At 71.9% G+C, this 10,349-nt stretch carries 8 protein-coding genes and 1 pseudogene; 5 read left to right on the top strand and 4 right to left on the bottom strand.

Annotated features, from left to right (window positions below; translation table 11 throughout):
- Positions 1 to 220: 220 nt before the first annotated feature.
- Positions 221 to 1,171, bottom strand: a complete 951-nt coding sequence (locus tag AC07AW_RS14820; protein ID WP_478815826.1) for an NADP-dependent oxidoreductase — start codon at positions 1,169 to 1,171, stop codon at positions 221 to 223.
- A gap of 102 nt (positions 1,172 to 1,273) precedes the next feature.
- Between AC07AW_RS14820 and AC07AW_RS14815 the strand changes: the two genes are divergently transcribed.
- Positions 1,274 to 2,338, top strand: coding sequence for a GlxA family transcriptional regulator (locus AC07AW_RS14815; protein WP_478815825.1), 1,065 nt, complete (start codon positions 1,274 to 1,276; stop codon positions 2,336 to 2,338).
- A gap of 332 nt (positions 2,339 to 2,670) precedes the next feature.
- On the opposite strand, the gene AC07AW_RS14810 is transcribed toward AC07AW_RS14815, so the two are convergent.
- The gene (locus AC07AW_RS14810; protein WP_478815824.1) at positions 2,671 to 3,729 is read right to left on the bottom strand and encodes a hypothetical protein; all 1,059 of its coding nucleotides are present in this window, start codon (positions 3,727 to 3,729) and stop codon (positions 2,671 to 2,673) included.
- 169 nt (positions 3,730 to 3,898) lie between these two features.
- Here AC07AW_RS14810 and AC07AW_RS14805 point away from each other — a divergent pair.
- The 4 genes and pseudogenes from AC07AW_RS14805 to AC07AW_RS14790 all read left to right on the top strand — a co-directional run.
- Positions 3,899 to 4,234: pseudogene (locus tag AC07AW_RS14805) on the top strand (transposase); the annotation flags it as partial.
- A gap of 227 nt (positions 4,235 to 4,461) precedes the next feature.
- A complete protein-coding gene (locus tag AC07AW_RS14800) occupies positions 4,462 to 5,088 on the top strand; it encodes a 2OG-Fe(II) oxygenase (protein ID WP_478815823.1) in 627 nt (208 codons plus the stop codon).
- Positions 5,085 to 5,825, top strand: coding sequence for a hypothetical protein (locus AC07AW_RS14795; RefSeq protein WP_478815822.1), 741 nt, complete (start codon positions 5,085 to 5,087; stop codon positions 5,823 to 5,825). The genes AC07AW_RS14800 and AC07AW_RS14795 overlap by 4 nt, the downstream gene beginning before the upstream one ends.
- Before the next feature lie 44 nt (positions 5,826 to 5,869).
- Positions 5,870 to 6,742 carry a glycosyltransferase family 2 protein gene (locus AC07AW_RS14790; protein WP_478815821.1) on the top strand — a complete coding sequence of 291 codons (873 nt, stop codon included), beginning with the start codon at positions 5,870 to 5,872 and terminating at the stop codon, positions 6,740 to 6,742.
- Positions 6,743 to 6,982: 240 nt separating this feature from the next.
- Here the strand turns inward: AC07AW_RS14790 and AC07AW_RS14785 are convergent, their stop codons facing one another.
- On the bottom strand, positions 6,983 to 9,217 hold the full coding sequence (locus AC07AW_RS14785) for an exonuclease/endonuclease/phosphatase family protein (RefSeq protein ID WP_478815820.1): 2,235 nt from the start codon (positions 9,215 to 9,217) through the stop codon (positions 6,983 to 6,985).
- Positions 9,214 to 10,044, bottom strand: coding sequence for an NHL repeat-containing protein (locus AC07AW_RS14780; RefSeq protein ID WP_478815819.1), 831 nt, complete (start codon positions 10,042 to 10,044; stop codon positions 9,214 to 9,216). Before AC07AW_RS14780 ends, AC07AW_RS14785 begins: the two co-directional genes overlap by 4 nt.
- Between the last annotated feature and the right edge of the window lie 305 nt (positions 10,045 to 10,349).

Genomic DNA, 10,349 nt, shown 5'->3' with positions numbered 1-10,349 from the left:
CGTGCGGACGCCCATCACCGGCGGACCCTCAGAACCACGATCCGGACCATGCGCGGTCCGACATCCCGCCCGACCCCGGCCCACGGCGGATCCCGCCGGTCGGTTGCCGTGCAGCGGCTGTACCACCAGCAGGCCAAGAGCCGGCTGTTCCTCGGAGGTGGACGCCTGGGCGGGGCGTACGGGCGGGCGCCCGGACCGGGCGGCAGGGTGTGGGGCGGGGTCAGGCGACCGTCAGGACGATCTTGCCCGTCGTACGGCCCAGCTCGCCGACAGCGTGAGCCTCCGCGGCCTCGGCGAGCGGCAGCACGGTGTCGACCACCGGCCTCAGCGCGCCGCGCTCCACCAGGTCCGCGATCTCTCGCAGGCCGAGGTGGTCGGGTTCGACCAGGACCCACGCGGCCATGACACCGTCCTGGGCGGCGGGCACGTCGTCCGGGCCCGGCAGCGTGATGAGCCTGCCGCCGTCGCGGAGCACCTTCAGGGAGCGCTCGGCCGTCTCTCCTCCGAGACCGTCCAGCACGACGTCGATGTCGGAAACGACGTCCTCGAAGCGAGCCGCACGGTAGTCGACCACCTCGTCGGCGCCCAGCTCTCGCACCAGGTCGTGCTTGGCCGCGCTCGCGGTGCCGATGACGTACGCACCGCGGGCCTTGGCGATCTGCACGGCGAGGTGCCCCACCCCTCCGGCCGCGGCATGCACCAGTACGCGCTCGCCGGGGCGGACGTCCGCCGCGTCGACGAGAGCCTGCCAGGCGGTCAGGGCAGCGAGCGGCAGCGCGGCCGCCTCCACGTGCGTGAGGGACGCCGGCTTCGGCGCGAGGTGGCGCGCCGGTGCCACCACGTACTCGGCGTACGCGCCCGCCTGGCGCGGGAACAGCGGCATCCCGAAGACCTCGTCGCCGGGGCGGAAGATCCCCACGCCGGGGCCGACGGCCTCGACCGTGCCGGACACGTCCCAGCCGAGGACGGGCACGTCGCCCCATCCGATGAGGGCGCCGCTCACGCGGGTCTTCCAGTCCACCGGGTTCACCCCGGCCGCGTGCACCCGCACCAGGACCTCGTTCAGGCCCGGCTCGGGGCGCTCCACCTCGCGCTCGACCAGGTTCTCGGGTCCGCCCCACTGCTCCACGACCACCGCACGCATGTCGTCCGCCTCGCTTCTCTGTCTCATCGGGATGCCGCCGGATCCCTTCCGGCGGCGACCGCTCCACGATCGGGCATTCCGCCCCGGCGAGGTATTGGCCTCCTAGCCACTATGTGACAGGATCTGGCCATGACCGAGATGCCGGGAACGACCACGGGGGACGAGCGGGCGGAAGAGCGGGTGGGTCCGCACCGCATCGCCGTGCTCGCCCTCCCGGGCGTGCCCCCCTTCGAGCTGGGCATCCCTTCCCGGGTCTTCGGAAGCGTGGAGGACGCCGAGGGCAGGCCCCTCTACGAGGTCACCGTCTGTACGGCCGACGGCGCCCCTGTCCTCAGCGACGCCGGTTTCACCGTGCAGCCCGCGGCCGGCCCAGAGGCTCTCGCCGAGGCCGACACCGTGATCGTCCCGCCCACGCACGCCATGCCCGAGCTGAGCCGCGGAGGCCCGCTGCCTCCCGAGGTCGGCGCCGCCATCCACGGGATCCGGCCGGGCACCCGACTGGTGTCGATCTGCTCCGGGTCGTACGTGCTCGCCGCCGCCGGTCTCCTCGACGGCCGGCCGGCCACCACCCACTGGAATCTGGCCCCTGAGTTCCGCCAGGCCTTCCCCGAGGTCAAGCTCGACGAGGAGGTGCTGTTCGTCGACGACGGCGACGTGCTCACCTCCGCAGGCGTGGCCGCCGGTGTCGACCTGTGCCTGCACATGATCCGCCGCGACCACGGCGCCGCGGCCGCCAACCGCGCCGCCCGCATGTGTGTCGTACCGCCCTGGCGAGACGGCGGGCAGGCGCAGTTCATCGACCGCCCGGTCCCCGAGCCCACCCTGGCCAGTACGACCGCCACGCGCGCCTGGGCCCTCGAACACCTCGCGGAACCGCTCACTCTGGCCCGCCTCGCCGAACACGCCCGGATGAGTCTGCGCTCCTTCACCCGCCGGTTCCGCGACGAGGTCGGCATGACGCCCGTGCAGTGGCTCACGGCGCAGCGGCTCGAACTCGCCAAGCAGCTCCTGGAGACGACCGATCTCCCGGTCGACCTGGTGGCGCACCGTGCCGGGCTCGGTTCCGGGAACTCCCTGCGCGTCCACATGAGGACCGCGTTCGGCATCTCCCCCACTGCCTACCGCCGTACCTTCGGCGGCGACGGTGACGATGGCGCCGCCGCCGGGGCAGGGGTCTCCCGCCCGCGTCGTTGACGATCTCTCCGGTGAGGCGTCCGGAGTCGGGCGAGGCCAGGAGTCCACAGGCAGGTGCCCTCTCGGCCTCCTGCGCCGCCCGCACCGGGCGGTGGCCGGCCTCCGAGGTCCGCCGCTTCCGGCATGGTGGCGGGGATCAGCGGCATCCACACCGGTCCCGGTACGACCACGTTCACACGGATGCCTCGTCGGGCCGCCTGCTGTTCCGGTCCGTTCGAAAGGGGCGGTGAGGGTGCGGCCGGGTAGACGCCGGACAACGTCCGGGTACCTCAAGCTCTCGACGGAGGCCGTCGAGGGGCGCACCGCCGCGGCGGTGCGCCCCTGGGGGGCGGTCAGCCGGTCGGCAGGCCCAGCCCGTAGTAGGTGACGTGGTAGCCGTCCACGTACTCCGCCTCGCCGCCGATGATCAGGTCGGTGGGTTCGGTCGCGCCCGCCGCCCTGGCCGTGGCCACGAGCATCTCGGCGAGTGCATGGCCTTTCGGCTCGCCAGGGCCGCCCGCGTCCACACGCCAAACCGGATCGTCGTCGCCGAAGACCGACGCCGTGTGCGGGAATTCGGCGACCGTGCCCCAGCCGAGTGCGGCCGGATCGACGTCGTCCGGGGCGAAGCAGGCGATCGAGAGCCGGTCGCCGCACACCACGTCGAAAAGCAGGGGCGCGCTTCGGCCGTTGCGCCCGTAGAACGGCATCCCGATCCGGACACCCAGGGCGGTGGTCTCGGCAGGCAGCGATCCCAGGAACTCTCCCAGCGACCGGGTGACGGTCTCCCAGCTGCGGGCGGTCCATCCGCCCGGGAAACCGAGGCCGACGTTGGCCTGGTCACGGTTGCTGCCGAAGAAGCCACTGATCGCGTGCTCCTCGCCGACGCCTTGACGCCAGAACCAGTTCTCTGCGGGGTCGGTGGGTTGCAGGACCAGCTCCGGCCCCGACGTCCCGGCACGCAGTTCGAGCGTGTTCGGCCTGCCGCGCCAGCGCAGGAAGGGGGCGCCCCAGAGCGGCTCGCTGTCGTAGAAGGGGCCCATGTCACCGTGCGAGCCCATGATGGACGGCGTGCCCAGCGCCGCTGTCACTTCCTCCTTCGCGGCCCGGAAGGATGCCGCCTGCGCTGCGGCGTCCGGCGCGGGAACGGCCAGTGGCACCGCGAGCTCCACGTACGACTCGCCGTCGACGTAACGCTTCTCGTAGTCGCCGACCGGCCGCAAGCGAGCATCGCCCGAGGACCGACCAGTGATCAGCACGGGAGCGTTCGACGTGCCGCCCCAGGCCCACCCCAGCTCGACCGCCGCAGCCCTCACACCCTCCGGCGTCCAGCCGTCGGTGTCTGCCGCGAGGAGTCGCCGGGCGAGCTCCCCGATGGATTCCTCTGCCGTGCTTCCCTGTTGTACGTTCATCGGGCCATCGTGCCGCATCTCGGGCCGGCTCCCTGCAGGGTGCGCACCGACAGCCTGAGACCCGCTCCCGCGGCTCCTCGCGAGTCGTGTCATCCCGCATCTCCACGAGCCCGGGCCTGCGGCCTGCGTGCGGGCCCTGGCCTTCCGCGCCTTCCTGCTCCTCCTCCACGTCCGCACGACGAGGACGGCCGCCGAGGCGGCGGCTTCTGTAGACCGGGGCAAGAAGGGCTCGAAGATCCATTCGATCACCGAGCGGACCGGTCTGCCCCCCTCCGTCAGGATCCCAGGCGCGAACCTCCACGACAGCCAGGCACTTGAGCCGCTGGTGCGCGGCATCCCTCCGATCCGCTCGCGCCGCGGCCCGCGCCGGCGACGGCCCGCCAAGCTCCACGCGGACAAGGGATACGACTTCGACCCCCTGCGCCGATGGCTCCGTTCGCGCGGCATCCAGCACCGCATCGCCCGCAGAATCATCGAGTCCTCCACACGGCTGGGCCGGCATCGGCGGGCCGGCCTTCGACCGGCTGGTGCCGGTGCCGCGCCGGCCCTGAGGGCCCGGGGCCGCGGGAGGACCGGCTGGGGGCGCTCCGGGTTGGGCGGCGGGCGGCGCCCGGGCCGATCGGCGTACCCGTCGGTCGGGCTAGTCCGGCGTGCGGGTCGCGGTGGACGGCGCTTGTCTGAAGGAGTCTCGTTCCACCCCAGGAGACGTACGCGACCGGGAGGCGCCAGGACATGCAGCCCCAGTTCAGGACGCAGAACATCGCGTCGACCCAGGGATTCCTTTCGGTCGGCGAATGCGCCGACGTCATCCGGGCCATGGCGCAGGCGCCGCGGGAGCCGGCTCAGATCGTGCGCGCGGGCGAATCGATCCTGGACGAGTCACTGCGCCTGTGCTTCGACCACCACTTCCCGGAGGACTTCAAGCGCCGCATCGGCGAGCGCATGACGTCCTATTTCGTCGACCACCGTGCGGATTTCGACTCGGACGCGGACTATTTGTACGGCCCGTACTTCATGTCGTACGAGAAGGGCAGCTACTTCCGCGCGCACCGGGATGTGGCCAACCACAAGGACGATCCGCCCCGGCTGGCCGCCCACCGGTGGTCGCTGCTGCTCTACCTCAACGGGCGCGACGGCAGCGAGGCTCTGCCGACCTTCGACGGCGGCGCGCTCACCGTCTACGAGACCGACCCGGGCCTGCGCGACCGCCGGGTGGTCGTGGTGCCCGAGCCCGGCATGCTGGTGTTGTTCCGGTCCTCCCTGATGCACGAGGTGGCGACCGTGCGCGACGGCACGCGGTACGCGGTCGCAGGGTGGATGTCCAGTGCAGACTCCCCCGCCCTCGGAGGCCCGCGATGACCCACCACTCCCCTGCGAACGAGTCGGTCCGGATGACGGTGACGACGGAGACCGACGTCGAAACACGGACCGCGCTCGCCGCGTTCTGCCGCCGCAACCGGTTTCCGTACCTCTATTCCGAGGTCCTCGAACCGCTGCTGTCCCGGGGCGGTCTGGTGCTGGCGCTGGCCACGACGGAGCGGCCCTGGCCGCCCAAGGGCATCGGGTCGCAGACCGTCGAGGCCGTGGGCATCGCCATGATCGGCAGCGAGGACCGGGCCCATCTCACCCCCGTCCTGACGGACCGGCGGAACGCCACCAACATCGGCCTCGTCGGTGCCGTGACCAAGCAGCTGTTGGAGCACCTGTGCGAGGCGAACGTACCGTCGGTCGGATATCTGGTCCGCCAGGGCGACCGGGCTCTCGAGCGCGCGCTCGAGCAGGCCGGTTTCGCCGAGGCCGACTTCCAGTCGTCGACCGACTTCGCCGACTACCTGGAATTCTCCGCAGCGCCGCAGAAGGTGCTCGACGCGCTGAGCCTGGGCCGGCTGAGGCTCGGCGACCTGCTGGCACTCGGCCTGGACGGCGGCGAGCTCGACCGGCTGAGCTCCTACCACTTCGCGCTGAACGCCGGACTCACGGCCTATCTGCAGGACTCGATCCGGTACGCGGCCATGCTGCCGGGCCTGATCGACCTGATCGCCACGTCTCCTCCCGGGGGAGTTCCGCCCGGCACGCCCGGCCCCCCGTTGGAATGATCCGCACGGCGCCCGGCGTGGAGCGAGGGCCTCTTGAGGGGCCGGTGACCGTTTCGCTGGTGATCGCGAGCCTGGACGAGGGCGCGGAGCTGCACGAGACCCTGAGGTCCGTGTTCGCCGGGTCGGACGTCGCCGACGAGACCATCGTCGTCGACGACGGCGGCACCGACGGCAGTTGTGCCGCCTTGGAGCGGGAGGAGTGGCGCGCGCGAGGGGTCGTGGTACGCCGCATCCCGCGCAGCGGCGTCGCGGCGGCCCGCAACGCGGGCGCCCGGCTCGCCCGGGGCACGCACCTGCTGTTCCTGGACGCGCACTGCCGGCTGGAGCGGGACTGCCTCGGCCGACTGCGGGCCACACTGGCCGCCGGACCCGATGCCGTCCTCGCACCCGCCCTGCGCGACTTCGGCGGCACGGCGCTGGGCTGCGGCGCCCGCCTGATCGACGCCGCCTTGCGGGTGCGCTGGCTGCCGCCGGGGCCGGACAGCGCCCCGTACCCGGTGCCCGTCGCGCCGGGCGGCTGCCTGGCGGTGCGGCGAGCGGTGTTCGAGCGGCTCGGCGGCTTCGGGGCCTTTCGCGAGCTGGGGCTTGAGGATGTCGACTTCAGCCTGCGGGCGTGGCGCGCCGGGATCGACGTGCTGGCCGTCCCGTCGGCACGGCTGGAGCACCGGTTCCGTCCGTACCCGCCCTACCGTCTGAGCTCCGCGAGCCGCGCGTACAACGTGGCACGGGTGGCCCTCGTCCATTTCGACGGCTCGCGCCGCGAGGAGTGCCTGCGCAAGGTGATCGGTACGCCCAGGGCCGCGGAGGTGCTGATCGAGGCGTTCGCCAGCGACTGGGAGGTGCAACGAGGCGCCGTCGCGGCGGCAAGTGTGCGCTCCGCCGAGGCGTTCTTCGAGAGGTTCGGCGACTGGAGATGAGGCCTGTCCAGCGTGCGCTGCGCCGCCTCGCGGGCGCGCCGGGCCGGATCCCCCGTGAGGACCCGCCCACGGAGTGACCTGCCGCGTACACGGCAGCGGGGGCGCCGGTTCAACGGCCGTGCCGGCCGCGGGTTCTTGGCGAACGGATGTCTGAACGGTCCTTACACGCCTGAGCCTTGCCAGGGTCGATGCGGCCGGCGAGGACGCGGTCGGTGACCACGAGGCCGAGGCGCGCCAGGGTCAGAACTGCTCGTCCCACGTGGTGACGGCGAGCTCCACGTCGTAGCGGCCGTCGTCCACGTCTATCCGGAGAAAGCCGCGTAGCCGACCGGGTGAGATCCGTTCCGTGACGGTGAATCGGTCGAAGGACTCCAGCGCCTCGAAGGGTGGCAGCGTTTCTCGGCCGATGTCGTCGTGACCCACGTCGTCGAGCTCCTTCACCATGAACTCGATGTCCCTGCGGTAGGGAAGGAACTCGGGGACCCATTGGTTGAGGTCGCGGACGGCGTCCTGCTCGAAGTCCCCGATGGTGTCGTTGTCGACGTACGCGGTCTGGACGCCGTCCGTCGTGATGCCGAGCTCGATGTCGTCGGCGCCCCATCCGCTGGTTTCTGTGGTGCAGGTCAGCCGTGGTGCGCCGCGGCCGGCGCCGAGGACGAGGGCCATGTCGACGGTGGCGGTGACGACGAACTCCAGCTCTCGTTGGGACGGTTGATCCCATCGGGTGACCTGGACATAGAGCCGGTCACCCGTGGAGAGCGATGTCTCGAGGCCTGCCAGCGGGCCGCCGCTGGACTGCGCCAGCAGCTGCCAGGTGCCGCTCGGTGACTCGCGGACCAGCGAGGCGGCGAAGGACGCGTGGCCGACTCTGCGCCAGACCGTGATGTGGGCGTGCAGCGGGGAGTCGACGGGGATGATCGGGCCGTCCAGGCGGAACCACTTGGTGTCCGAGTCCTCCCAGTCCGTGTCCTCGAATTCGGTGTTGAGTAGCTGACCCACCGGGAACGATTCGGGGACGCCCTCACCGTACGGGAGTTGGATCGCGTCCCATGGACCGACGCCCTGGTGGCGGTGGGCCCGGAACACGAACCAGTCTTGTTCCGACGTACGCGACGTGGCGAACACCTTGACCAGGAAGGGCGGGGCGGGGATGACGAACTTGTCGCCGCGCCGGGGGTCGGACTCGTTGTGGTACTGGCGGCGCGGCCTCGACAGGTCGGTGTCGAGGTAGACCTCGTAGGCGATCCGGTCGCCGGCCTGGCTGAGGCGGAGGTCGTACGTGCCCGCCTCGTCGAAGCGGAACCACATCGCCTGGCCGTCGGACAGCCACTCGCGGCTGCTGTCGAACTGTGGCGTGTGCGGCACCGCCAGCGCCGTTGCCGGGGTGGAGTGCGGGCGGGGTTGGGCCAGCTCCACGCGCAGGGGGCGATGGTCGCTGAGGTAACTCACCTCGGGGTGGCCGGGCGGGACGTTCGCCAGGTCGTAGTCGATCATCACGTGCTGCGCGGCGAGCGAGTTCGTGGTGGCGGCGACGGCGTAGTCGAGGCGCTGTTGGCGGGGCTCGTACACCACCGTGGCCGAGAAGCCCCGGTCGCGCAGTCCCGGCAGGTCGCTGGTGCACTGCCGGCGGCCCCACAGGTCGGCGGCGCGGTCCGTGAGCATCCGGCCCGAGGAGTCGTGGAAGTAGCTCCGCCACTCCCCGTCCGGGTCGGCCTTCGCGTCGGGCTCGCCGACGATGTTGAGGTCGCCCAGGAAGAAGACCTCACCGTCGAAGAGGCCCGGACCGGCGCATGTCTCGATGAAACGCTCGACGTCCGCGATCTGTTGGGAGCGGGTGCCGCGGTTCTCCTCCGGGGTGTGCGAGTCGGCCTGGGTGTGGCTCAGGAAGAGGTGGTAGACCTGCGCCGGCGCGCGCTCGATGCGTGCGTATGCGATGCCCTTGGCCGCGTGCCGGTCGTCGCTCACGGCATTCCGGTAGGGCAGGAAGTTCACCGCCGGCACCACGGCCGGGACGGGGTAGCCCAGAAGCGCGGAGACCTCGACCACCGTCAGGTCGAGCCCGGCGGTGCCGAGTTGCGCGAACGGCCACCTGCTGAAGAGCATCAGCCCGCTGTCCTCCAGCCGCCAGGCGCCTCCGACGTCCGGGATCCCGAACAGTGCGCACTGGGCGTACCGGCCGCAGGTCTGCCGGGCACCGGCCTCCTCGACCTGGAGGTAGTCCCAGTCGCACTTGGTGACGACGTGCGGGAAGCGGGGGCGGAGCCGGTCACGGAGGATCTCGCGGGCGTCCTCGTCGAACACCTCGCAGAGGCCGACCACGTCGTAGTCGAACGGGCTGCCCAGGATGTTGTCGGCGATGAACCCGGCCCGTTCGGCGGCGGTGTCCACCGGCGGGATGCTCGGCGGGATCCCGACCTCCATCGCCCAGGACCGCAGCTGTGTGTTGTACGACAGGATGCGCAGGCTCTCGCTCATGACACCGCCAATCCGGTCAGCCGGGTGAACTCCGGTCCGGGCAGAGCCCTGGGGATGCCGACGAGTCGCTCGGTCACCACCCAGCTGCCGCCGCCGTCCGCCGACCAGCGGGTGACCTGGGCGGCACCGGCGTCGGCGACCAGGACGGTCGCACCGTCCATGGCCGCGGCGATGGGGGCGATCAACTCGTCCGCGCCGTCGATCAGCACGCTCATCGAGGCGTCCGGGTGCAGCTGCAGGACCGACCTCGTGGCGAGCTCGGTCACCAGCACGCCTCCGGTGCCCCAGCGGACGGCGTAGGGCCTGGTCGACCCGGCGGGCAGCGGCAGCTCGGTCCAGTTGCGGCCGGTCAGGCCGTCGAACCGGACCAAGCGGCGGGCGGCCGGGTCGGCGACCACGATGCGTCCCACGTCGTCGACCGCGACCCCGGTCGGCGCGAGGAACTCATCCGGTGCGGCCGTGCCGGGTGAGCCGTAGCTCTCCCAGGTCGGAGCGTCGACGGCGGACGCCCGTACGATGCGGTGATTGCCGGTGTCGGCGACGAGGACGGCGCCGGTCGCGTCGACGGCCACCGCCGTCGGGCCGTTCAGCGGTCCGACCTGGGTGGCCGACGGATCGAGCACCTCCCCTTGTGAGCCATCGGGCTCCATGACCACGACCACTGACCCGACGCGGTCCGCGAAGACGAGGCGGCCATCGGCAGTCAGTGCCAGACCGGCGGGCACAGGGGGTGTGGCCACCGGGGGAAGCCGGGTCTCCCAACCACCGCCGTCGAGACCGGCCAGCTCCACGATCGCGTGCTGCCGTTCGTCGCTGAGGTAGATCATCGCTGCCCCTTGATCGGTGCGCAGCGGACGATTTCAGCATCGCACGGGGGTACGGCCGGCGCAGCCGGGGCCCGCCCGGCGACGGCAACAGCGACAGCGACAGCGACAGCGACGGCGACGGCGACGGCGACGGAGCGTCAGCCGGGCGTGAGCGAGGGCCGGCGCACCGCTCCGAGTGGCGGACGCGGTGGACGCGTACGCGAAGGAGTTCGAGCTCGCGGGCGGTGCTGTCCAGACCGCCGCCGTGGCCGCCGGGTATCTGGCGGCCGCTCGCACCCGGCTCGTCGGCGAAACCGGGTCCTTGT

This window comes from Streptomyces sp. NPDC044003, assembly GCF_056435185.1.
Note: the sequence above shows the minus strand (reverse complement) of the source record. Positions and strands in the feature narration are given on the sequence as shown.